Annotated in this window: 21 protein-coding genes, 4 tRNA genes and 1 other RNA gene; 20 read left to right on the top strand and 6 right to left on the bottom strand. The window is 68.0% G+C overall.

The window, feature by feature from the left end; all coding sequences use genetic code 11:
• Window positions 1-156: 156 nt before the first annotated feature.
• From serC to LQ771_RS05725, 11 genes are all read left to right on the top strand, one after another.
• Window positions 157-1,242: a 3-phosphoserine/phosphohydroxythreonine transaminase gene (gene serC, locus LQ771_RS05675; RefSeq protein ID WP_231351396.1), complete on the top strand. Its 1,086-nt coding sequence runs from the start codon at window positions 157-159 to the stop codon at window positions 1,240-1,242.
• A 40-nt stretch (window positions 1,243-1,282) separates the two neighbouring features.
• Entirely contained in the window at window positions 1,283-2,371 is a 1,089-nt protein-coding gene (pheA, locus tag LQ771_RS05680; protein WP_231351397.1) for a prephenate dehydratase, read from the top strand.
• The gene (gene aroA / locus LQ771_RS05685; RefSeq protein WP_231351398.1) at window positions 2,368-3,693 is read left to right on the top strand and encodes a 3-phosphoshikimate 1-carboxyvinyltransferase; all 1,326 of its coding nucleotides are present in this window, start codon (window positions 2,368-2,370) and stop codon (window positions 3,691-3,693) included. Before pheA ends, aroA begins: the two co-directional genes overlap by 4 nt.
• A 278-nt stretch (window positions 3,694-3,971) precedes the next feature.
• Window positions 3,972-4,745: a 3-deoxy-manno-octulosonate cytidylyltransferase gene (gene kdsB / locus LQ771_RS05690; protein ID WP_231351399.1), complete on the top strand. Its 774-nt coding sequence runs from the start codon at window positions 3,972-3,974 to the stop codon at window positions 4,743-4,745.
• A gap of 69 nt (window positions 4,746-4,814) precedes the next feature.
• Window positions 4,815-6,641 carry an excinuclease ABC subunit UvrC gene (gene uvrC / locus LQ771_RS05695; RefSeq protein WP_231351400.1) on the top strand — a complete coding sequence of 609 codons (1,827 nt, stop codon included), beginning with the start codon at window positions 4,815-4,817 and terminating at the stop codon, window positions 6,639-6,641.
• A gap of 49 nt (window positions 6,642-6,690) precedes the next feature.
• Complete coding sequence (gene pgsA / locus LQ771_RS05700) at window positions 6,691-7,305, top strand: CDP-diacylglycerol--glycerol-3-phosphate 3-phosphatidyltransferase (protein WP_231351401.1); 615 nt, start codon at window positions 6,691-6,693, stop codon at window positions 7,303-7,305.
• Between the two features lie 37 nt (window positions 7,306-7,342).
• A tRNA-Gly gene (locus tag LQ771_RS05705) sits at window positions 7,343-7,418 on the top strand.
• Between the two features lie 127 nt (window positions 7,419-7,545).
• Window positions 7,546-7,621: transfer RNA gene (locus LQ771_RS05710), tRNA-Gly, on the top strand.
• Between the two features lie 73 nt (window positions 7,622-7,694).
• Window positions 7,695-7,768, top strand: a tRNA-Cys gene (locus LQ771_RS05715).
• A gap of 159 nt (window positions 7,769-7,927) precedes the next feature.
• Window positions 7,928-8,014 (top strand) — tRNA-Leu (locus LQ771_RS05720).
• Window positions 8,015-8,030: 16 nt separating this feature from the next.
• Window positions 8,031-8,486: a response regulator gene (locus LQ771_RS05725; protein WP_231351402.1), complete on the top strand. Its 456-nt coding sequence runs from the start codon at window positions 8,031-8,033 to the stop codon at window positions 8,484-8,486.
• A gap of 74 nt (window positions 8,487-8,560) precedes the next feature.
• Here the strand turns inward: LQ771_RS05725 and ssrA are convergent.
• Together ssrA and smpB are read right to left on the bottom strand one after the other, a co-directional pair.
• Window positions 8,561-8,912: a transfer-messenger RNA gene (gene ssrA / locus LQ771_RS05730) on the bottom strand.
• A gap of 78 nt (window positions 8,913-8,990) precedes the next feature.
• On the bottom strand, window positions 8,991-9,482 hold the full coding sequence (gene smpB, locus LQ771_RS05735; RefSeq protein WP_091336452.1) for an SsrA-binding protein SmpB: 492 nt from the start codon (window positions 9,480-9,482) through the stop codon (window positions 8,991-8,993).
• A 67-nt stretch (window positions 9,483-9,549) separates the two neighbouring features.
• Here smpB and LQ771_RS05740 point away from each other — a divergent pair, with 67 nt between their 5' ends.
• Both LQ771_RS05740 and LQ771_RS05745 read left to right on the top strand, forming a co-directional pair.
• Complete coding sequence (locus tag LQ771_RS05740) at window positions 9,550-9,978, top strand: type II toxin-antitoxin system RatA family toxin (protein WP_231351403.1); 429 nt, start codon at window positions 9,550-9,552, stop codon at window positions 9,976-9,978.
• Window positions 9,971-10,237 carry an RnfH family protein gene (locus LQ771_RS05745; protein WP_231351404.1) on the top strand — a complete coding sequence of 89 codons (267 nt, stop codon included), beginning with the start codon at window positions 9,971-9,973 and terminating at the stop codon, window positions 10,235-10,237. Before LQ771_RS05740 ends, LQ771_RS05745 begins: the two co-directional genes overlap by 8 nt.
• A gap of 3 nt (window positions 10,238-10,240) precedes the next feature.
• Here LQ771_RS05745 and LQ771_RS05750 read toward each other — a convergent pair whose 3' ends face one another.
• Window positions 10,241-10,690 (bottom strand): outer membrane protein assembly factor BamE, encoded by a 450-nt coding sequence (locus tag LQ771_RS05750; protein WP_231351405.1) that lies wholly within the window; start codon window positions 10,688-10,690, stop codon window positions 10,241-10,243.
• A 73-nt stretch (window positions 10,691-10,763) separates the two neighbouring features.
• Here LQ771_RS05750 and fur point away from each other — a divergent pair, with 73 nt between their 5' ends.
• Window positions 10,764-11,180, top strand: coding sequence for a ferric iron uptake transcriptional regulator (fur, locus tag LQ771_RS05755; protein ID WP_231351406.1), 417 nt, complete (start codon window positions 10,764-10,766; stop codon window positions 11,178-11,180).
• Window positions 11,181-11,515: 335 nt separating this feature from the next.
• On the opposite strand, the gene LQ771_RS05760 is transcribed toward fur, so the two are convergent.
• Window positions 11,516-13,111: an MASE1 domain-containing sensor histidine kinase gene (locus LQ771_RS05760; RefSeq protein WP_231351407.1), complete on the bottom strand. Its 1,596-nt coding sequence runs from the start codon at window positions 13,109-13,111 to the stop codon at window positions 11,516-11,518.
• Between the two features lie 176 nt (window positions 13,112-13,287).
• Here LQ771_RS05760 and LQ771_RS05765 point away from each other — a divergent pair, with 176 nt between their 5' ends.
• On the top strand, window positions 13,288-13,926 hold the full coding sequence (locus tag LQ771_RS05765) for a response regulator transcription factor (protein ID WP_231351408.1): 639 nt from the start codon (window positions 13,288-13,290) through the stop codon (window positions 13,924-13,926).
• A gap of 78 nt (window positions 13,927-14,004) precedes the next feature.
• On the opposite strand, the gene recN is transcribed toward LQ771_RS05765, so the two are convergent.
• Window positions 14,005-15,678: a DNA repair protein RecN gene (gene recN, locus LQ771_RS05770; protein WP_231351409.1), complete on the bottom strand. Its 1,674-nt coding sequence runs from the start codon at window positions 15,676-15,678 to the stop codon at window positions 14,005-14,007.
• Window positions 15,679-15,797: 119 nt separating this feature from the next.
• On the opposite strand from recN, the gene hrcA reads away from it, so the two are divergent.
• From hrcA to dapB, 5 genes are all read left to right on the top strand, one after another.
• Complete coding sequence (hrcA, locus tag LQ771_RS05775) at window positions 15,798-16,853, top strand: heat-inducible transcriptional repressor HrcA (protein ID WP_231351410.1); 1,056 nt, start codon at window positions 15,798-15,800, stop codon at window positions 16,851-16,853.
• Between the two features lie 82 nt (window positions 16,854-16,935).
• Window positions 16,936-17,457, top strand: a complete 522-nt coding sequence (gene grpE / locus LQ771_RS05780; protein ID WP_231351411.1) for a nucleotide exchange factor GrpE — start codon at window positions 16,936-16,938, stop codon at window positions 17,455-17,457.
• A 117-nt stretch (window positions 17,458-17,574) separates the two neighbouring features.
• A complete protein-coding gene (gene dnaK, locus LQ771_RS05785; protein WP_231351412.1) occupies window positions 17,575-19,491 on the top strand; it encodes a molecular chaperone DnaK in 1,917 nt (638 codons plus the stop codon).
• Window positions 19,492-19,598: 107 nt separating this feature from the next.
• Complete coding sequence (gene dnaJ, locus LQ771_RS05790; RefSeq protein WP_231351413.1) at window positions 19,599-20,735, top strand: molecular chaperone DnaJ; 1,137 nt, start codon at window positions 19,599-19,601, stop codon at window positions 20,733-20,735.
• 235 nt (window positions 20,736-20,970) lie between these two features.
• Complete coding sequence (gene dapB / locus LQ771_RS05795; RefSeq protein WP_231351414.1) at window positions 20,971-21,765, top strand: 4-hydroxy-tetrahydrodipicolinate reductase; 795 nt, start codon at window positions 20,971-20,973, stop codon at window positions 21,763-21,765.
• 104 nt (window positions 21,766-21,869) lie between these two features.
• On the opposite strand, the gene LQ771_RS05800 is transcribed toward dapB, so the two are convergent.
• On the bottom strand, window positions 21,870-22,565 hold the full coding sequence (locus LQ771_RS05800) for a 2OG-Fe(II) oxygenase (RefSeq protein ID WP_231351415.1): 696 nt from the start codon (window positions 22,563-22,565) through the stop codon (window positions 21,870-21,872).
• Between the last annotated feature and the right edge of the window lie 81 nt (window positions 22,566-22,646).

The raw sequence follows: 22,646 nt of genomic DNA on the forward strand, positions 1-22,646 counted from the left end.
GGGAGCTGCGGGCGTGGTGGAATGCAAGCGGCAAGACTAGCGAACTTGCCCGCTTTGACCCAAACGCGTGGCCGTGCGAAAAGCCATTTGACGGCCCCATGTTGCACCGCGCCATAATGCGGGCTCTCCCCAACTCTCCCCGTGAGGACGCGTGCTGTGAGCAGGGTCTGGAACTTCAGTGCGGGGCCCGCGGCATTGCCCCGGGCAGTGCTCGAGCAGGCGCAGCGCGAACTGCTGGACTGGCAGGGCAGCGGCGCCTCGGTGATGGAGCAGTCGCACCGCGGAAAGCGATTCATCGCCATGGCAGAACAGGCAGAGGCGGATCTGCGCGAACTGCTGGAGATCCCCGGCGACTACGCGGTGCTGTTCCTGCAAGGCGGCGCGACCCAGCACTTCGCGCAGATCCCGATGAACCTCGCCGGCCCGACGGATACGGTCGACTACGTCGTAAGCGGACACTGGAGCGAGAAGGCCGCCAGCGAGGCCGCCCCCTACGCGCGCGTCAATGTCGTGGCCAGCAGCAAGGCCGACGGTTTCCTGCACCTGCCGCCCCGCCGGGAGTGGCGCCTGGATCCGCGGGCGGCCTACGTGCACTACACGCCCAACGAAACCATCCATGGCGTCGAGTTCCACGACGTGCCCGAGGCCGGCGAGGTCCCGCTGGTGGCGGACATGTCCTCCAACATCCTGTCCGGCCCGCTGGACGTGCGCCGCTTCGGCCTGATCTATGCCGGCGCGCAGAAGAACATCGGTCCATCAGGCCTCGTGGTGATGATCGTCCGTCGCGACCTGCTTGCGCGGCCGGGTCGACCGATGGCGCGGATCTTCCGCTACGCGGAGCATGCCGCGGCCGGCTCCATGCTCAACACGCCCAACACGTTCGGCTGGTACCTGGCAGGGCTGACCTTCCAGTGGCTCAAGGGGCAGGGTGGGCTGGCCGCAGTGGCCGGGCGCAACCGTGCCAAGGCGGCGCTGCTGTACGGAACGATCGACAGCTCGGGCGGCTTCTACCGCAATCCGGTCGACCCTGCTTCGCGCTCGCGCATGAACGTGCCTTTCTTCCTGCGCGACGGCGCGCTCGATGCCGCCTTCCTGGCCGAATCGGAGGCTGCCGGACTGCTCGCGCTGAAAGGCCACAAGGCGCTTGGCGGGATGCGCGCGTCGCTGTACAACGCGGTGCCGCTGGAGGCGGTGGAGGTGCTGGTGGCGTTCATGCGTGATTTCGCGCGTCGCCACGGCTGAACTGTTAACGTTTGGACTTCTTTACCGCTGGACATCCCGGATGAATGAATCCACCGAATCGCTGGGCAAGGTGCGCGATCGCATCGACAGCATCGACCGCCAGATCCAGGAGCTGATCTCCGAGCGCGCCAACTGGGCGCGGGAGGTCGCGCGGGTCAAGGGCGAGGGGTTGTCGGCGATCGACTACTACCGGCCCGAGCGCGAGGCGCACGTGCTGCGCATGGTGGTCGACCGCAACGACGGGCCGCTGTCGGACACCGAGATGGTGCGGCTGTTCCGCGAGATCATGTCCTCCTGCCTGGCGCAGGAGGACCCGCTCAAGGTCGGCTTCCTCGGGCCGGAGGGTACCTTCAGCGAACAGGCGGTACGCAAACACTTCGGCCACGCCGTCTACGGCCTGCCGCTGGGCAGCATCGAGGAAGTGTTCCAGGAGGTGGCCGCCGGGAATGCCGATTTCGGCGTGGTGCCGGTGGAGAACTCCGGGCAGGGCATGATCCAGGTGACGCTGGACATGTTCCTCACCTCCGAGGCGCGCATCTGCGGCGAGATCGAACTGCGGGTGCACCAGTGCCTGCTGTCGAAGGCCGCGGAAATGGGCCACATCCGGCGCGTATTCGCCCACGCGCAGTCGCTGCAGCAGTGCAAGGCCTGGTTGCGGCTCAACCTGCCGGAGGTCGAGTGCGTGGCGGTCGGCAGCAACGCCGAGGCTGCGCGACTGGCGCGGCACGCGGACGACGCGGCGGCCATCGCTGGCAACACCGCCGGCAAGGTCTATGGCCTGAAGCCGCTCGCCGAAGGCATCGAGGACCGCGCCGACAACACCACCCGCTTCCTGGTGATCGGCCGCTCGCTCTTCCCGCCCTCGGGCAATGACCGCACCTCGCTGCTGATCACCGTCAACGACAAGCCGGGCGCGCTCTACGACGTGCTGAGCCCGTTCGCCATGCATGGCGTGAGCATGAACCGCATCGAATCGCGACCGGCCCACACGGGCAAGTGGCAGTACGCCTTTTTCATCGACGTTTCCGGGCATATCGACGACGCGCCGTTGCAGGCAGCCTTGAAGGACATGGGGCCGGTGGCGACGCGGGTGCGCGTGCTGGGCTCCTATCCGGTGGCGTTGCCGTGAGCGGCGCCGAGCACACGGCCGGGCGCCTGGACTGGGTAAGCCGCCCAAGCGGACCGCTGCGCGGCGCGATCACGGTTCCGGGCGACAAGTCCGTCTCCCACCGGGCATTGATGCTTGCCGCGCTGGCGGAAGGTACCTCGCGCATCAGCGGCTTCCTCGAAGGCGAGGACACGCGCGCCACTGCCGCGGTGCTCGCCCAGTTGGGTGTCTCCATCGAGACGCCCGCGCCGGGCGAGCGGCTGGTACATGGCGTGGGCCTGCATGGCCTGCGCGGGTCGGACCGGCCGCTGGACTGCGGCAATGCCGGCACCGGCATGCGCTTGCTCACCGGTTTGCTGGCAGGGCAGGCGTTCGACGCCACGCTGGTGGGCGACGAGTCGCTGTCGCGCCGACCGATGCGTCGCGTCACCGAGCCGCTGGTGTGGATGGGCGCGCGCATCGACACGCGCGAAGGCCTGCCGCCGCTGCACATCCACGGCGGCCGGCACCTGCGCGGCATCCGCTACGAATCCCCGGTGGCCAGCGCACAGGTGAAGTCCGCGCTGCTTCTGGCCGGTCTGTACGCCGAGGGCGAAACCGAGATCCTGGAGCCGCACCCGACCCGCGACTACACCGAATGCATGCTGGCGGCCTTCGGCTGGCCGATCCGCTTCGCGCCGGGCCGGGCCAGCCTGACTGGCGGACACGCGCTGCAGGCCACCGACGTGCGGGTGCCGGCGGACTTTTCCTCCGCCGCGTTCTTCCTGGTCGCGGCGAGCCTGGTGCCCGGTTCGGAGCTGCTGCTGCGCGCGGTAGGCCTGAACACGCGTCGCACGGGGTTGCTGCTGGCGCTCAAGCTGATGGGCGCGGATATCGAGGTGGTGGACCAGCGCCGAAGCGGCGGCGAAACCGTCGCCGACCTCCGGGTATGCCACGCGCCGCTGCACGGCATCGAGCTGCCGCCGGCACTGGTGCCGGACATGATCGACGAGTTCCCGGCGCTGTTCGTGGCCGCCGCGGCGGCGCAGGGCACCACCGTGATCCGAGGCGCGGCCGAGCTGCGCGTGAAGGAGTCCGACCGCATCGCCAGCATGGCCGCCGGCCTGCGTGCGTTGGGCGTGCGGGTGGAGGAGACGCCCGACGGCGCAGCCATCACCGGCGGAACGCTGGGCGCGGGTGTGGTCCAGGGCCATGGCGACCATCGCGTGGCCATGAGCTTTGCCGTGGCCGGTCTGGTCGCCACGGGCGGCGTGCGCATCGAGGATTGCCGCAACGTGGCCACCTCCTTTCCCGGCTTCATGGAGCTGGCCAACGGCTGCGGATTCGCGCTGGCGGAAGCGTAGCCGGCTCTCTGTCTCAGGTCCCGGTTTGCCTCGTGCGGGAGCGCACTGTGCGCGACGCATCGGAAGCCGGGCGCGTCATGATCCGTTCTCTCGCGTGAAGCCGGACTGCGCGCCCCGCGCGGATGCGCGGCCGCAAAGCGGCGGCCAGCACGCCCGGCGTGTCTACGGGGCCGGTTCGCCCGATCCTGGATACGGCGCAACGCCTCGGCCGGAACATGCGCCCGCTGCCGTCCGGCATGGCCCGATGCTAGGCTCCCCGCTTTCCCCGAGGCCATGCCATGCCTGCCGTCCCGCCCTTCATCGTCGCCATTCCGGCCCGCTACGGCTCCACCCGCTTGCCGGCCAAGCCGCTGCGCACCCTCGCTGGCCTGCCAATGGTCGTGCGCGTGGCGCAGCGTGCACTGCAGGCCGGGGCCGGCCAGGTGGTGGTAGCGGTGGACGACACGCGCGTCGCCGATGCGCTGGCCGGGCAGGGCGTCGATGTCTGCATGACCCGCGCCGACCACGCATCCGGCAGCGATCGCCTGGCTGAAGTCGCCGATCGCTACGGCTGGCCGGCCAACGCCATCGTGGTGAACCTGCAAGGTGACGAGCCGTTCGCGCCGGCGGCCGGCATCCGCGAAGTCGCGCGTGCGCTGGCCGGGGACGACGCGCCCATGGCCACGCTCGCCACGCCGATCACGGAGGCGCACGAGCTGTTCGATCCCAACGTGGTCAAGCTGGTGCGCGGGGCCGACGGGCGCGCGCTGTACTTCAGCCGGGCGCCGTTGCCCTGGGCGCGCGACGCGTTCGCCGCCGACCGCCGGACGCTGCCCGGAAGCGTGCCGTTCCTGCGCCACATCGGGATCTACGCCTATCGCGCCGGTTTCCTTGGCCGCTACACCGGCCTTTCGCGCACGCCGCTGGAACAGGCGGAGTCGCTGGAACAGTTGCGGGTGCTGGAACACGGCTTTCCGATCGCGGTGCGGCTGACGCCCGAGCCGTTTCCGCCCGGCATCGACACCGAGGCGGACGTGGAGCGTGCGGAGCGCTGGCTCGCCACCCAGCCGTAAGCCGCGGGGCGGCAGGCTGTTCGGCCACCGGTCACGGCGCCGCTTGCCGGAGCGGCTAGAATCGCCCACATGCAGTCGCCCCAGACGCCGCCGTTCGACGGCAAGGCCTTCGTCCACACCCTGACCACCTCGCCCGGCGTCTACCGTTATTTCGACGCCGACGACGAACTCCTGTACGTGGGCAAGGCGGGCAACCTCAAGAAGCGCGTCGGCAGTTACTTCCTCAAGCCGCGGATGGAGCCGCGCATCAACGCGATGGTGTCGCAGATCGCGCGGTGCGAGATCACCGTCACCCGCACCGAGGGGGAGGCGCTGCTGCTCGAATCGCAGCTGATCAAGTCGCTCAAGCCGCGCTACAACATCCTGCTGCGCGACGACAAAAGCTATCCGTACATCTATCTTTCCGGCGGCGAGGACTACCCGCGCCTGGCCTTCCACCGCGGGGCGAAGAACCTGCCAGGCCGCTATTTCGGGCCGTACCCGAGCGCCTTCGCCGTGCGCGAAAGCCTCAACCTGATGCAGAAGCTGTTCAAGGTTCGCCAGTGCGAGGACAGCTACTTCCGCAACCGCTCGCGGCCATGCCTGCAGTACCAGATCGGTCGATGCAGCGCGCCTTGCGTGGGCCTGATTTCGGTCGAGGACTATCGCAACGACGTGCGCCATGCCGAGATGTTCCTGGAAGGGCGCAGCAGCGCGGTGATCGACGAGCTGGCCGCGTCGATGGAGAAGGCGGCCGCCGGGCTCGACTTCGAGCGCGCCGCCGCCTTGCGCGACCAGGTCGCCGCCTTGCGCAAGCTGCAGGCGCAACACCACGTGCAGGGCGCCAGCGCGGACATGGACGTGATCGCCTGCCGGATCGAGGGCGGCCTGGCGTGCGTCAGCGTGCTGTTCTTCCGCAACGGCATCAGCCTGGGCACGCGCGACTTCTTCCCGCGCCTGCCGCTGGATGCCGAGCCAGCCGACGTGTTGTCCCAGTTCATTGCCCAGTACTACCTGGACCGGCCGGTCCCGCGCGAGATCATCCTGTGCGAGGCGATCCCCGACCAGGCCCTGCTGGCGCAGGTGCTGTGCGAACAGGCCCGCCACGCGGTGGACATCAAATCCAGCGTACGCGGCGAGCGCGCGCGGTTCCTGCAGATGGCCGAGCGCAACGCGCAGGCCTCGCTGACCTCGCGCCTGGCCAGCCGGCAGACCCTGGGCGCGCGCTTCGACGACCTGCAGAAGCTGCTGGAGCTCCCCGGGTCACCGCGGCGCATCGAGTGCTTCGACATCAGCCACACCATGGGCGAGGCGACTGTCGCCTCCTGCGTGGTGTTCGGCCCGGAAGGTGCGGAGAAATCGCACTATCGGCGCTTCAACATCGCCGGCATCACCCCGGGCGACGACTACGCGGCGATGCACCAGGCGTTGACCCGGCGTTTCCGCAAGGTCGCGGCGGGCGAGGGCGCCAAGCCGGACGTGCTGCTGATCGATGGTGGCGGCGGACAGGTCGCGCAGGCGCTGGACGTGCTGGCCGAACTGGGCGTGGCCGGCATCGAGGTGGTGGGCGTGGCCAAGGGGCCCGGCCGGCGGGCGGGCGAGGAAACCCTTGTGCTGGCCAACTCCGGCCGCGAAATCCATCCCGGCCCCAGCTCGCCCGCATTGCACCTGGTCGCGGCCGTACGCGACGAGGCCCACCGCTTCGCAATCAGCGGGCATCGCAAACGCCGCGAGAAGGCGCGCGAGCGCAGCATCCTGGAAGAGGTGCCTGGCATCGGTGCGCGCCGGCGCGCGGCGCTGCTGAAGGCATTCGGCGGCCTGGCCGGGGTCGAGGCTGCGGGCGTCGAAGAGCTGGCCTCTATCAAGGGCATCGACCGCGGGCTGGCCGAGCGCATCTACGCCGCCCTGCACGGATAGCTCGCAATCTCCCGTGAGACACTGGTAACGATCACCAACGGAAAGGACGATGCGCATCAACCTCCCCACCTGGCTCACCCTGTTCCGCGTGGCGCTGCTGCCGGTAATGGTGCTGGTGTTCTACCTGCCGTTCCGCGGGCACAACATCACCGCCGCGATCGTCTTCGTGCTGGCCGCCTTCACCGACTGGCTGGACGGCTACCTGGCGCGCCGCCTCAACCAGACCTCGGCGTTCGGGGCATTCCTGGATCCGGTGGCCGACAAGCTGATGGTCGCGGTGACGCTTTTCCTGCTGGTCGAATCGCATCGCGGCGGCTGGCCGGGCATCCTGATGGCGGTGACCGCCGCGGTCATCGTGGGCCGCGAGATCAGCATCTCGGCGCTACGCGAATGGATGGCCGAGATCGGCATGCGCGCCACGGTGAAGGTGGCGTTCGTCGGCAAGCTCAAGACCGTGATGCAGATGATCGCGCTGGTGGTGCTGATCGTGCAGCACGAGAAGGAAGCCGAGGCATTGCGGCTCTACCACATCGGTGAAGGGCTGCTGGTGATCGCCGGCGGACTGACCATCTGGTCGGGCATGCACTACCTTCGCGCGGCCTGGCCGATGCTGCGCGGCGATCCGCCGAAGCAGCCGGGTGCAGGCCGGCGCAACGAGGCTTGACGAGTTCGTTTTCGCCGCTAAAATGCGCGGCTCCGATGCGGGAATAGCTCAGTTGGTAGAGCACGACCTTGCCAAGGTCGGGGTCGCGAGTTCGAGTCTCGTTTCCCGCTCCAAAGTTCCTTCGAAGCCCCGGCCATGCCGGGGCTTCGCCGTTTCCGGCGGCGTGCCTTGGAAACATGCAGGAACAGCGCTGGAGGCCTTCACATCCGGCCGCGTTCTGCTATCCTTTCCGACTCTGATGCGGGAATAGCTCAGTTGGTAGAGCACGACCTTGCCAAGGTCGGGGTCGCGAGTTCGAGTCTCGTTTCCCGCTCCAGTTTCCGCAAAACCTCGGACCACCGGGGTTTTGTTTTTTTAGGCGGACCGCGGCGACGCGGTCCGTGCGCGATGGCCAGGTGGCAGAGTGGTCATGCAGCGGCCTGCAAAGCCGTGTACGCCGGTTCGATTCCGACCCTGGCCTCCATTGCGCGAACGTTAAAGGCCCGCCACCGGCGGGTCTTTTCGTTTGGCGGGCTTCGAGGCCGTAGGCGCCGCGCCTGTGGAGGCCGTTCCCGGCAGCTCGCCGTCCCCTTGCCAAGCGCGCTCCCGCAAAGGCAGGCGGGTGCTACGATCCCTGCCTTATGCCCGGATGGCGAAACTGGTAGACGCAAGGGACTTAAAATCCCTCACCCTCGCGGGTATGCGGGTTCGACCCCCGCTCCGGGCACCATCGACGATTCGCATCCATGTCCAATCCGCACATCTCCGATACCAAGGGCCGCTACGACGTTGGCTCTCTGGCTGCGCGCGAGTCCCGGCCCGGAGACGGGGATCCGGCTGCCCCGAGCGCATTGACCGTCCTGCTGGTCGAGGACGACGTGCTCATCCGCATGGATGCCGTCGACATGCTGCGGGGGCTTGGTTACCAGGTCCTGGAGGCGGAATACGGCCCGGATGCGCTGGTGCAGCTTCGCGAACGGTCTATCGACGTCCTGGTGACCGACGTGGGGTTGCCCGGGATGTCGGGCACCGAGCTCGCCGAGCGCGCCCGCCAGCTGCAGCCGGGCATCGGGCTGGTTTTCGCCACCGGCGATACCGAACTGGAAAGCCGGAAAGGGCGGCCCCGTGCCGCGATCCTTTGCAAGCCTTACGACAGCGCGAGCCTGGGCGAGAGCGTGCGCCGCGCATTGGCGCATCCCTGAGAACGCCCAGAAGAAAGCCGGCACCGCGCTTGCGCATCGGTGCCGGCTGGTCTGGCATCGCGTGGATGCCGTATTGGTGGAGGTGGCGGGAGTCGAACCCGCGTCCGAAGGCGCTTGACGCCCGGTACTACATGCTTAGCCCACCGTTGGATCTCGTCCCGCGACAGCACGATGTGCGAAGCGCATCGAAGGACCAGCCTGCTTGATTTGACCCTGGCCGACAGGCGGCGGCTTCGGGCGATCCCGTGATAATGACCCTACATCCACGAGCACAGGCACAAGTGGGTTCGGGGCTAGGCCTTAAGCGGCCAGAGCGTAGTTGTCGTCGTTGGCAACTATGAGTTTGCGGCTGGATTTACGAGGAAAGCTGCCCCCTCGGCATGCACCAAGCCATCTCACTACCCCCGTCGAAGCCAGGACACCCCCGGGGAAGATCTGAGCTGGTCAGTCGAACAAGTATATGGGGCTGGCACGGCGCGCTTCAATGCGCATATGCAGGCCCGTTCAGGCCTCGCGGTTGTGGGCGCGCATGGTGCGCTGCTTCTCGCGCTGCCAGTCGCGTTCCTTCTCGGCATCGCGCTTGTCGTGCGCCTGTTTGCCGCGCGCCAGGCCGATCTCGACCTTCACCTTGTTGCCTTTCCAGTACATTGCGATCGGCACCAGCGTGTAGCCCTTGCGCTCGACCGCGCCGATCAGCTGGTCGATCTCCTGCTTGTGGAGCAGCAGCTTGCGCGTGCGCCGGTCCTCGGCGATAACGTGGGTCGAGGCGCTGATCAACGGCGGGATCGAGGTGCCCACCAGGAAGATCTCGCCCTTTAGCACGACCGCGTAACCATCGCCGAAATTGATCCGCCCGGCACGCAGCGCCTTCAACTCCCAGCCCTGCAGCGCGATGCCTGCCTCGTAGCGCTGGTCGATGTGGTACTCGTGGCGGGCGCGCTTGTTGAGCGCGATAGTGCCGCCGGCGTGTTTGTCCTTGTCCTTCGCTTTTGCCATGTCCGCTAGACTTGCGCCTTTGCGGTGCGCCGGAAGCCGTCGCACCCGAATGATGGAAGAGGTAGCCGTGATCGAAATCCGACGAAGCGCCCTGGTCAATTACACGCCGGCGCAAATGTTCGATCTGGTCAACGACGTGGAAGCATACCCAAAGCGCTTCGCCTGGTGTGCCGGTGCGCAGGTGATAGAGCGCGAGGGCGACGTGCTGGTGGCGCGGCTGGACCTGAAGTACGCCGGCCTCAGGCAGAGCTTCACCACCCGCAATGCGACCGAACCTCCGCACCGGCTGCACATGCGTCTGGTGGAAGGGCCGTTCCGCAGCCTGAACGGTTTATGGGAGTTCGTCGCGCTGGGCGACACGGGTTGCAAGATCGCCTTCGCGCTGGACTTCGAGTACGTGGGACTGGGCGCTTCCGCCATCAAGCTCGGGTTTCAGGCGCTGGCGAGCAAGATGGTCGACGACTTTGGTCGCGAGGCCCGGCGCACGTATGGCTGAGATCGCGGTGGAGGTGGTACTGGCGCTGCCTGGGCGCACACTGCGCAGGCGGCTGGTGCTGGGTGCCGGTTCGACCGCGGGCGACGCGGTCGCGGCGGTGGATCTGGGTGAAGACGGGATGCTGGTCGATCCGCAACGGCTGGGCATCTTCGGCCATCGCGTGCCGCCGGGCCATCCGCTGCGCGACGGCGATCGGGTGGAGGTCTATCGGTCGCTGCTGGTCGATCCGAAGGAGGCGCGGCGTCGCCGCGCCAGATGAGGCTCAGCGCGTGCCGCCTTCAGGCGGCGTCATACCGCCGTCTTCGGTTCCGCCGTTGCTCTTGTCGCCCTGGGTCTCGTCCACCGGATAGGTGACGTGGTACTTCTTGCTGTCCTCGAGCATCTTCTCCGGATCCTGCGCGAAGAAGTCGCCGTCGGTACGCACCAGCGTGTCGTTGTTGAAGGTCAGCGTGAAGGTGCGGATCTTGATCTTGCCGCCGCGGTGCTGCTGGGTGGACACGTAGTCCCACCGGTTCTGGTTGAACGGCGTGTGCACCGAGGGCGAGCCCAGCAGCACCAGTACCTGGTGCTTGGTCATGCCCGGCTTGAGCTGATCGACGTCCTTCTTGTCGAGGAAGTTTCCTTGCTGCACGTCGGGAACATAGACCAGCCCGCAGCCCACCAGCGAGAGCGCCAGCATGGCGGAACCGAGCGTGCGAATCAGCTTGTGCATGCGTGTTTGCGTCCGGATCGTGAAGGTGTCGATGATACACTAACGGCTTTGGTACGCCGTGCGGGAGCTTGCTATGGAACAGGAAACCAGAGAGCTGCGCCGGGTCGGCCTGAAGGTCACCCACCCGCGCATGCGGATCCTGCAGATCTTCGAGGAGGAGGGCGTCCAGCATCTCACCGCCGAAGACGTCTACAAGAAGCTGCTTGCCGAACAGGAAGACATCGGCCTGGCCACCGTCTACCGCGTGCTTACCCAGTTCGAAGCCGCGGGCATCGTGGTCAAGCACAATTTCGAAGGCGGCCAGGCCGTCTACGAGCTCGACCGCGGGCAGCACCACGACCACATGATCGACGTAGACAGCGGGAAGGTCATCGAGTTCGTCAGCGAGGAGATCGAGCGGCTGCAGAAGGAAATCGCCGCCAAGCACGGCTACGTGCTGGAAGACCACAGCCTGGTGCTGTACGTGCGACCCAAGGGCAAGTCGCGCTGACCTCCGGCTCGTAGGAGCCCGCTTGCGGGCAATGCCCTTCTTCCCGATTGAACCGAAAACATCGCCGGCAAGCAGGCCTTGAGGGGATGTGCAAAAAAAAAGCCGCGGGAGGACTCCTGTCCACCCACGGCTGATCCGTTACCACGCAGCGCCTCGGCAGTGCGAATTGCTCGCTGGCCGGGTTGCGCCGTTGGTACCGGCGGAACGGCATCCTGCCGTCCTTCGTGGCCACCGTCCCCACGGTGACCACGGCACGCCATCTTGCGATGGCGGCTCCCCCACATCGATGGACCGATGCTAACGACCTGTTCACGGTTGCGGTATTGGAAAAATTCCTATGCCAGCCGACCCGGCTCACGTCCGGGCATGCTGCCCCGCAACAAAATCCGCAGATGGACGCCCTGCCGGTCCGGCCGCAGCCGGAACAGGCCGCCCAGCGAGGTGACGCGGTCGCGCATGCCCTGCAGGCCGCGGCCGCCACGAGGCAGCCGGCTGGGCAGGCCCACGCCGTCGTCACGTATGTCGAGCAGGGTCAGCATCACGCCGTGGCGCTCGCCGATCCGCAGGCGCAGGCGGAACTCGCTGGCCTGGGCATGCTTGACCGCATTGGTCGCGCTTTCCTGTACCAGTCGGTACACCGCGATGCGGGTGTCCTCGTCGAGCAGCCGCGGGTCGCCGCGCATGTCGGTGTGGAAGACGATGCCGGCGGTAGTCAGCAGGTCGCGGATCGGGCCCTCGTCCAGTGCGCGCAGCAAGCCGAACTCGTCCAGCACGGCCGGGCGAAGGTCGTCCAGCAGGCGGTGCAGGGCGCGGCGCATGTAACCCAGGATGGTGTTGATCGAGACGCTGATGTCCTCCAGCCCGGCCTGGCGGAGGCGCACCTGCGCCAGCTTCATATGGGTCTGGATGGCGGTGATGTTCTGCCCCAGCTCGTCGTGCAGTTCGGCGGCCATGTGCCGGCGCTGGTTTTCCTCCGCCTGCAGGTTGCCGCGGGCCGCATCGCGAAGCTGGCGCGCCAGCTGGTCCAGGCGGCGGTTGACTGCGCCCAGATAGACGTTCTGCTCGGCCACCCGCTCGCTGCTGCGGCGCAGGGCATCGGTGGCCGCGCCGAGCATCAGCGCGCCGGTACCGGCAACGGCCAGGAAGAGGTAACCGGCGGCGTTGTGCGTGTGGCCCGGTTGGTGGTCGACCGCGGTCATGCCCAGGCACGAGATCAGCATGGCCAGCGTCGCCCCGCGCCAGCCATGGCGGAACGCGAAGAACAGCACGGGCGCAAGCGAAAGGACGCGGGCGAATTCCGGCTGCGGCGCGGCATGCTGGGAGAGCATCAGCAGTAGCGTCATCGCCGGCAGCATCACCAGCAACCCGTCCATCACCAGGCTGGCCACCATCTTCCGGTCGGGCCGCGCGCGCAGCAGCATGATCGACAGCGGCGCGATCAGCAGGACGCCCAGGTAGTTGCCCAGCAGCTCGCGCCCGAGCGCGCGCGCCATCGCCGCAGGTGCGGCGGTCTGGTGCAGCAATGCCAGCAGCACCGCGTCGGCGGCGGCCACCGATCCGACCACCAGCACCGCCGAGAGCAGCAAACGGGTGGCTTCTTCCGGGTCGCGCAGGCTGGCGTGCAGGTTCACCCGGCGCAGCAGCCACAGGCCCACCGCCATGATCAATGGCTCGGGCAGGTCGCCGATGACGAAGGTTTCCCAGCCCAGCGGCAAGCCCGAGCGAAGGTCCAGGATCACGGTCGCGGCCAGCTCCAGGCCCAGCAGCCAGATCCACTGCCGCACCGGCACGATCAGCAGTGCAGCGAAGCGCAGCCCGAAAGGCAGCATCCAGTACGGTTGCTGCGTGGGCAGCAACGCCAGCCACAGCACCACATAGACAATGCCCAGCAGGGGGCCGGAGGCGGGCAGGGAGAAGGGCTTCGAACGCATCCGGCGATGGTACATGCGACTGTCGCCTGCTCAGCGCGCGGCGCGTGTTCTGGGCAGGGGCGGCCGCTCTCTTATAGACTCGGGCGGCCGGGCCGGACGCGGGGGCGTCCGAAGCGGACGGGGTCGTCTCTCATGGCCCGCGCGCCGCCCGAAACAAGGCATGTCAGCGGGGCACCATGTTCAGTATCGTTCTGGTCGACGACCACGCCATCGTCCGCGAGGGCTTCAAGCGGCTCATCGAGCTCGAGCCGGACCTGGAAGTGATCGCCGAGTGCCGATGCGCCGACGACGCGGTGGAAGCGATCAATCAGCGCCGGCCGGACCTGGTCGCACTGGATCTCTCATTGCCCGACGGCAGCGGCTTGCCGCTGATCGAGCACCTGCACAGCCTGGCGCCGGACACCCACATCGTGGTGCTCAGCATGCACGACGGCGAGCCCTACGTGTCCGAGGCGCTGCGCCGCGGCGCCAGCGGCTACGTCACCAAGGGCGCCGCGCCGGAGGAACTGGTGGCGGGCCTGCGCCAGGTGATGCAGGGCGAGACGTTCCTGAGTTCGGACCTGCGCCAGCGTCGTGCCGAGCGGCCCAGCGAGGCGCTCGATCCGGTCAACCGGCTGACCGCGCGCGAGCGCGAGGTGTTCCTGCTGCTCGCCGCGGGGAAGGCGCCCAAGCAGGTCGCGGCGGTGCTCGGGGTGGGGCAGAAGACCATCTACATCCATCGGGCGAGCCTGATGGGCAAGCTTGGCGCCGGCTCGGAACTGGACCTGTACCGGATGGCCAGCGAGCGCGGACTGTTGTCCGAGCGCAAGAACTGATCAACGCGAAGCAGTGGACGGGGCTCCGGCCCTCCGCTTCCGATGCCCGGGTGGGTTGCCCGCGCTGCGTGAACCGCCTCAGGCGCTTTGCGCACGCTCCAGCATCTGCTTTGCGTGCGCGCGGGTTTCGCGGGAGATTTCCACGCCACCCAGCATGCGTGCCAGTTCGTCGCGGCGCCCGGCGCCGTCGAGCTTCTCGATCTGCGTGCGGGTGGTGTCGCCGTCGCTGTGCTTGGTCACGCGCAGGTGCGCGTGGCCCTGCGCGGCGACCTGCGGCAGATGGGTGACGCACAGCACCTGGCGCTCCCCGCCGAGCGCGCGCAGCTTCTGTCCGACCACCTCGGCCACCGCGCCGCCGATGCCGGTGTCGACCTCGTCGAACACCATGCAGCCGATGGTGTCCTTGCCCAATGTGGCCACTTCGATAGCCAGGCTGATGCGTGCCAGCTCGCCACCGGAGGCGACCTTGCGCAGTGCGCGCGGCGGCTGGCCGGGATTGGCGCTGACCAGGAGCTCGCAGCGCTCGCGGCCCTGCGGGTCCGGTTGGTTGCCGTCGGTCGGTTCGAGCTCGACCACCAGCCGGCCGCCAGCCATGCCCAGTTCGCCCATCAGGTCGCTGACTTCTTCGCCCAGGCGCGCGGCGGCCGTGCGGCGCGCCAGTGCAAGGGCATCGGCAACCCCGGCGTAATCGCGTTCCAGCCGCGTACGTTCGGCGGCGAGTTGTTCCAGCGCGTCGCCGGCGCCCTCCAGCTCGGCCAGTTCCGCCTGCAACGTGCCCAGCCGATCGTGCAGTTCGGCCACCGGCAGGCGGTGCCGCCGTGCCAGCTCGTGCAGGCGGGTGAGGTGCGCATCGACCTCGGCGTAGCGCTCGGGGTCGAGGTCGACGTCCTGGGCGTAGCGCGAGAGGCCATCTGACGCTTCGCCGAGCTGGATTTCGGCGTTGTCGAGCAGTTCCAGCAGCGGCGCGAGGCGCGGATCGAGGGCGGCCAGTTTGCCCAGTTCGCCATGCGCCCGTCCCAGCGCACGCCGCAGGGCGAACTCGCTGTCGCCATCAAGCAGCTCGACGACGCCCGAGGCGCCTTCGGCCAGCCGGCCTGCATTGGCCAGGCGCTTGTGACCGGCTTCCAGCTCGGCCAGTTCGGCGGCGGGCAATGTCCAGCGTTCAAGCTCGTCGACCTCGTGCCGCAACAACTCCAGCCGCTGTTCGCGGTCGTTGCCACCGCTCAGCTTGCGGACGCGCGCACCCAGCTCGCGCCACTGGGATGCCAGCGCGCGCACCTGTGCCACGGCCTCCTCGTTGCCTGCGTAGGCATCAAGCAGGTCGAGCTGGTGGTTGCGCGAGAGCAGGGCCTGGTGCTCGTGCTGGCCGTGGATTTCCACCAGCAACGTGGCCAGCTCGCCGAGCTGGCTGGCGTTGGCCGGGCGGCCGTTGATCCAGGCGCGCGAGCTGCCCTCGGCGCGAATCACGCGGCGCAGCTGGCAGGCGCCTTCCTCGTCCAGTTCCTCACGTTCCAGCCAGGCCCGCGCCGCGGGCAGGGCCGAAACATCGAACTCGGCGATCAATTCGGCGCGATCGCAGCCTTCGCGCACCAAGCCGCTGTCGGCGCGTGAGCCAGCCAGCAGCATCAGGGCGTCGACCAGCAGCGACTTGCCGGCCCCGGTTTCGCCGCTGACCACGGTCAGCCCCGGCCCGAAGGCAACCTCGGCTTCTTCGACGACGGCGAAATGGCGGACGTACAGGGAAGTGAGCATATGGCGCAGAATTGTACGGGCAGAAGTGGCGTGCGGTGCGGCTACCGTCGCGGCTGGCGTTCTTGCAAACTCGGTGGCGACACCTTATTTCTGTGCCGTCTCACCGTTTGCCACAGCGAATGACCCGACCCCACGACCTCGACGCCCGCGCCCGCCGCCTGCTGCGCACCCTGATCGCCCAGTACCTGGCCGATGGGGAGCCGGTCGGGTCGCGCACACTGTCCCGGTCTTCCGGCCTGGACGTGAGCCCGGCGACGATCCGCAACATCATGGCGGACCTGGAGGACGCCGGCCTGGTCGCCTCGCCGCATACCTCGGCTGGGCGCGTGCCCACGCCGCGCGGCCTGCGACTGTTCGTCGACAGCCTGATCGAGCTGCAGCCGCTGCCGCGCGAGGAGATGGCCAGGCTCAAGCGCGAGCTGCCGCCCGGGCCCACGACCACACGCGACCTGCTGGGCAACGTTTCCACCCTGCTTTCGGCGATGACCCACTTCGCCGGCGTGGTGACGGTGCCGCGCCAGGGCGATTTCCCGCTGCGCCACATCGATTTCGTGCCGCTGCCGGACGCGCGCGTGCTGGTGATCCTGGTGTTTTCCGACAATCAGGTGCAGAACCGCATCGTGCAGCTGGCCAAGCCGCTGGACAGCCGCGAGCTCGAGCAGGCGGCCAACTACCTCAACACGCACTTCGCTGGCCTGCGGGTGGACGACATCCGTGCCCACCTCCTGCGCGAGCTGCGCGAGGCAGGTAGCGAGCTCAACCGCCTCGTTGCCAGCGCGACCGAGCTGGCCTCGGCCTCCTTCGCGCCGCAGGGCGGCGGGGAGGACGTCCTGGTCAGCGGCCAGACCAACCTGATGGGTTACGCCGAACTGGCCGACCTCGATCGCCTGCGCGAGCTGTTCGAGGCTTTCCAGAAGAAAAACGAGCTCCTGCAGCTGATGGAGGTGTGCGCCCGGGCCCCGGGCGTGCGCCTGTTCATCGGCGAGGAATCGGGTTTCGCGGCGCTCGACGGCTGCAGCGTGGTGACCGCCAGCTACGGCGTGCAGGGCCGCGTGCTGGGGGCGGTGGGCGTGATCGGCCCCACCCGCATGGCCTATGACCGGGTCATCCCGGTGGTGCAGGCAACCGCCGGATTGCTCAGCGACGCCTTGAATCGCGCCGCGACGTCCCTATAACCGCCCCCGGAGGGCGGGTTTTCCGCATTTTTGGGTGACCGGCACGGAGGTGCCGGCCCGGACATTTTGTTTGGAGCAACGCATGCAGAACAACGAGCAGACGCCGGACCAGGTGCAGGAACCCGGTTCCATGGAGGCCGCGGGCATCGATGCCTTGCAGGCCCGCATCGCGGAACTCGAGGCCAGCAACGCCGAGTTGCGCGAGTCCGTGCTGCGCGAGCACGCGGAACTGGAGAACCAGCGCCGGCGCCTGCATCGCGACCTGGAACAGGCGCGCCGCTTCGCCAACGAAAAGCTGCTCAACGAGCTGCTGCCGGTGTACGACAGCCTGGAGCGTGGACTGGCGATCGAGAGCGGCGATGCCGCCGCTGTCCGCGAAGGCCTGGCGCTGACCCTGAAGGCACTGCTCAAGGTGGCCGAGAGCCACGGCCTGGCGCAGGTCGATCCGGTTGGCCAGCCGCTCGACCCGGAGCGCCATCACGCCGTGAGCATGGTCGAAGCGCCTGGCAAGGCACCGGGCACCGTGGTGACCGTGCTGCAGAAGGGCTACGTACTCAACGACCGCTTGCTGCGTCCGGCGCTGGTCGCCGTGGCCAGGGATTGACGTCGTCGGCTGAACACATATGCGGCCCCTCGGCATTGAATCACCGGGCGCGGGCCACCATCTGGAAAACCATCGCGGCCGCGGGGGCCGCCTAGAAAGCATCGGAGCTTAGAGACTATGGGCAAGATCATCGGCATCGACCTGGGTACCACCAATTCCTGCGTCGCGGTGATGGACGGCAGCAGCGCGAAGGTGATCGAGAACGCCGAGGGCGATCGCACCACGCCCTCCATCGTCGCCTTCAGCAAGGACAACGAGGTCCTCGTCGGCGCGCCGGCCAAGCGCCAGAGCGTGACCAACCCGAAGAACACCTTTTACGCGGTGAAGCGCCTGATCGGCCGCAAGTTCACCGATGCCGAGGTCCAGAAGGACCTGCACATCGTGCCCTACGGCATCGTCGCCCACGAGAACGGCGACGCCTGGGTAGAGACCTCCGACGGCAAGAAGATGGCGCCCCAGGAGATCTCGGCCAAGGTGCTGATGAAGATGAAGAAGACCGCCGAGGACTATCTCGGCGAGCCGGTCACCGAGGCGGTGATCACGGTGCCTGCGTACTTCAACGACAGCCAGCGCCAGGCGACCAAGGACGCCGGCCGCATCGCGGGCCTGGAGGTCAAGCGCATCATCAACGAGCCGACCGCGGCCGCGCTGGCCTATGGCCTGGACAAGAAGGGCGGCGACCGCAAGATCGCGGTGTACGACCTGGGTGGCGGCACCTTCGACGTGTCGATCATCGAGATCGCTGAAGTCGACGGCGAGAAGCAGTTCGAGGTGCTGGCCACCAACGGCGACACCTTCCTTGGTGGCGAGGACTTCGACAAGCGCGTCATCGACTATCTCGTCGACGAGTTCCAGAAGGACCAGGGCATCGACCTGCGCAAGGATCCGCTGGCGCTGCAGCGCCTGAAGGACGCGGCCGAGCGAGCCAAGATCGAACTGTCTTCCGCCCACCAGACCGAGGTGAACCTGCCGTACGTGACGGCCGACGCCTCCGGTCCGAAGCACCTCAACATCAAGCTCACCCGCGCCAAGCTCGAGGCGCTGGTGGAAGACCTGGTCAAGCGCACCATCGAGCCGTGCCGCATCGCGCTCAACGACGCCGGCCTGCGCGTGTCCGACATCAACGAGGTGATCCTGGTCGGCGGTCAGACCCGCATGCCCAAGGTGCAGGAGTCGGTCAAGGACTTCTTCGGCAAGGAGCCGCGCAAGGACGTCAACCCGGACGAGGCCGTCGCCGTCGGCGCGGCGATCCAGGGCGGCGTACTGGGCGGTTCGGTCAAGGACGTGCTGCTGCTGGATGTCACCCCGCTGTCGCTCGGCATCGAGACGATGGGCGGCGTGATGACCAAGCTGATCGAGAAGAACACCACGGTGCCGACCAAGGCCGCGCAGACCTTCTCGACCGCCGACGACAACCAGACCGCGGTGACCGTGCACGTACTGCAGGGCGAGCGCGAGCGCGCCAGCGCGAACAAGTCGCTGGGCCGCTTCGACCTCTCCGGCATCGACCCGGCGCCGCGCGGCATGCCGCAGATCGAGGTCACCTTCGACATCGACGCCAACGGCATCCTGCACGTGTCGGCCAAGGACAAGAAGACCGGCAAGGAACAGAAGATCGAGATCAAGGCCGGCTCGGGCCTGTCCGAGGAAGAGATCCAGCGGATGGTCGCCGACGCCGAGGCCAACAAGGAAGAGGACAAGAAGTTCCACGAGCTGGTCGCCACCCGCAACAAGGCGGACCAGCTGGTGCATGCCACCCGTGGCGCGCTGAAGGAGCATGGCGGCAAGGTCGGCGCGCAGATCGGCGGTATCGAGGAGGCGCTGTCGGAGCTGGAGAAGATCAAGGACGGGGACGACAAGGCGCAGATCGAGGCCAAGATGCAGAAGCTCGAACAGGCCGCGCAGGCGCTCTACGCCGCAGCCCAGGGCGGCGGCGCGGACGCCGGTCCGCAGGCCGCCCCGGGCGGTGGCTCGGCCCAGCCCGACGACGTGGTGGATGCCGAGTTCACCGAGGTCAAGGACGACAAGAAGTAATCGAGGGAACGCGGCGCAACCGATGAGACAGCCCGCGCCGGCTATCATGTCGCGCGGGCTGTCTGTTGATCGGGCGGCCAGATCGGATCAGGGGTGTGGTTGAAGTCATGAATGCAGCAACGGGAAAGCGCGATTACTACGAGGTGCTCGGTGTCGAGCGCACCGTCACCGAGGTCGAGCTGAAGAAGTCCTTCCGCCGCCTGGCGATGAAATACCACCCGGACCGCTGCCCGGACGATCCCACTGCGCAGGAGAAGTTCAAGGAAGCCAAGGAGGCCTACGAAGTCCTGTCCGATGCCCAGAAGCGCGCCATGTACGACCAGCATGGCCATGCCGCCTTCGAAGGCGGCATGGGTGGCCGCGGTAGTGGCTTCGGCGACATGGGCGACATCTTCGGCGACATCTTCGGCGACATCTTCGGCATGGGCGGCGGAGGTCGCGGGCGGCCGCGTCGCGGCGCGGACCTGCGTTACGTGATGGAGCTGGACCTCGAGGAGGCGGTCTTCGGTGTCGAGAAGACGATCGAGATCCCGACCCAGGTCAACTGCCACCACTGCAACGGCAGTGGCTCGGCCGACGGCAAGACCAGCCAGTGCAAGACCTGCCATGGCCATGGCCGCGTGCGCATGCAGAACGGCATCTTCTCGATCCAGCAGGCGTGTCCGCACTGCGGTGGCAGCGGCCAGACCATCGAGAAACCCTGCAAGGCATGTCGCGGCGAAGGTCTGCTGGAGGAGAGCCGCACGCTGTCGGTGCGCATCCCTGCCGGTGTGGACAACGGCGACCGCATCCGCCTCTCGGGGCAGGGCGAGGCCGGTCCGGCCGGGGTCGAGCCGGGCGACCTTTACGTGGACGTGCGCGTGCGCGAGCACGCGATCTTCCAGCGCGAAGGCAACGACCTGCACTGCGAGGTACCGATCCGGTTCGCCCAGGCTGCGCTGGGTGCCGAGCTCAAGGTGCCTACGCTGGAGGGCGAGGTGCCCGTGTCCATCCCGCCGGAGACCCAGACTGGCCAGATGTTCCGGCTGCGCGGTCGTGGCGTGAAATCGGTGCGCTCCGGGCGTGTGGGCGACCTGATCTGCCGCGTCGTGGTGGAAACCCCCGTGCGCCTGACCCGCGAGCAGCGTGAGCTGCTGGAGAAGCTCGAGGCCACCTTCAGCGAAGGCGACGCCGACGCGCACACGCCGCGCGCCAAGAGCTGGGTCGACGGGGTCAAGGACTTCCTCTCCCGCGTCACTTCGTAAGCCAGGGTCTGGCTCGGGCACGTCGAGCCCTCTGCTCGCTTGCCCCCGATGAGAGATCGGGCTGGGCGTGCGGGAAAGCTTGCCAGGTCGGCCGATTTGCTCTGGCACCCGAGGGCTGGCCTGGCTTGGACAGGTGCCGTCGGGGGCCGGCTCTCCCCAGCTCAAGGGCGGGAGCGCATGCGCTCTCGTGCCCTCCCGGCTACGCTAAGCGTCCCGCACCCACGGACCCATCGCGATGACCCGACCGCTACGCCTCGCCGTCAACGGCGCTTCCGGCCGCATGGGGCGTGTACTGCTCGATCTGCTGCACGACGACGCCCGGTTCGAGGTCGCCGCAGCGCTCACCGCGCCGGGCATGCCGCAGCTGGGCGAGCGCGTCTGGCATGACTGCGAGTCGCTTCGCTTCCAGGCGGAATGGCCGCAGGTGCCGCTTGACGCGGTGATCGACTTCAGCGGCCCTGGGGGACTGCGTTCGGCGCTGCATTACTGCACCACCCGCGGGGTGGCGCTGGTCAGCGGCACCACCGGCATCGACGCCGCACTCGAGGCAAGCGTCGCGCAAGCGGCCTCGCGGATTCCCTTGATGCATGCAAGCAACTTCAGCCTCGGCGTGGCCGTACTCACCCGGCTGCTACGCCAGGCCGCCGCCGCGTTGCCGCAATGGGACCTGGAGATCGTCGAGGCGCACCACCAGCGCAAGGCCGATGCGCCCTCGGGCACCGCATTGTCGCTCGGCGAGGCCGCCGCGGCAGCGCGGGGAACCACGCTCGCGCAGGATGGCGTCACCGGCTCGCGCGAAGGCATTCGCCGCACCGGCAGCATCGGCTTCGCCGTGGTGCGCGGTGGCGACATCGTGGGCGAGCACACGGCCATGCTGATCGGGGCCGGTGAGCGGGTTGAGCTGGCCCATCGGGCGAGCGACCGCAGCATCTTCGCCCGTGGCGCGATCGAGGCGGCGCACTGGCTCGCTCGCCAGCCGCCGGGCACCTACGATCTGGACGCGATGCTTGCCTCGGGTGCGGACCCGTGATCCGCGGCGGGCCCGAGTCCGTACTTTTCTTGCGCAGACGTGGAACGGCCGTTCCCTGGCGCCCCGGGTCGTGCGCCGCGTTCCGATATCCATGATGCTGGCGGTCAGTCCCGGTGCGCGGCGTTGCGCGCACGTCCGGCGCCGAAGCGGCGATCCAGCGCGCCGACCAGTTTCTTGAAGCCGCGCGAGAACTTGCCGCGCCGGGTCTTGCGCAGCTTCTCCTCCTCGCTGGTAAGCCAGGCGACCTGGATGACCCTGCGCTCGCCCTCGAACGGCAGGTGGCCGTGGAAAGAGTTCTCGCAGCGTTTGAACACGGCAAACTCCCCGTACAGGGGGGTCAATTCCGGTGCGACCAGATCGTCGATGTCATCGATGCGGCGCAGGAAGCGCAAACAACCGTTGCTGGTATCGGGCCACTGGTGGTTGAGGTAGAGCAGGGCAGTGGCGACCTTGGACTTGCTGTCGGTATGGATCGTGCCGTGGCGCTTGTTGAGGTAGCGGCATACCGTGACCAGCGTGGGGTACTGGCCCAGATCCGGGATGCCCAGTCGCTTGCCGATCGCGCTGGCGAAGGCGGCCCCCGTCAGCCCGCTCACCAGTGCGTTGATCGACGGGCCGCAGTCGGCCGGGTCATAGGGAAAGAAGCCGGCGCTGCTGTAGCGCGGAAAGTCGCGTTCCAGTTCGTTGCGCGCGTCGTCCGGCAACTGGCCGTGGGCGATCAGGAACGGGAAAGGTTCCAGCCGCACCACGGTGTCGGGGCGATCGAGACGCGCGGGATCGAGCAGGACGGTGGATTTCATGGACAGCTTCGTGAACCGGACAGGGACCAGTCTAGCGCGCGCCAGCCATACGCAGATGCCCGCATGGATGTCTTGTTCACG

It is taken from the genome of Frateuria soli, from assembly GCF_021117385.1.
GTDB classification, from domain to species: Bacteria; Pseudomonadota; Gammaproteobacteria; order Xanthomonadales; family Rhodanobacteraceae; genus Frateuria_A; species Frateuria_A soli.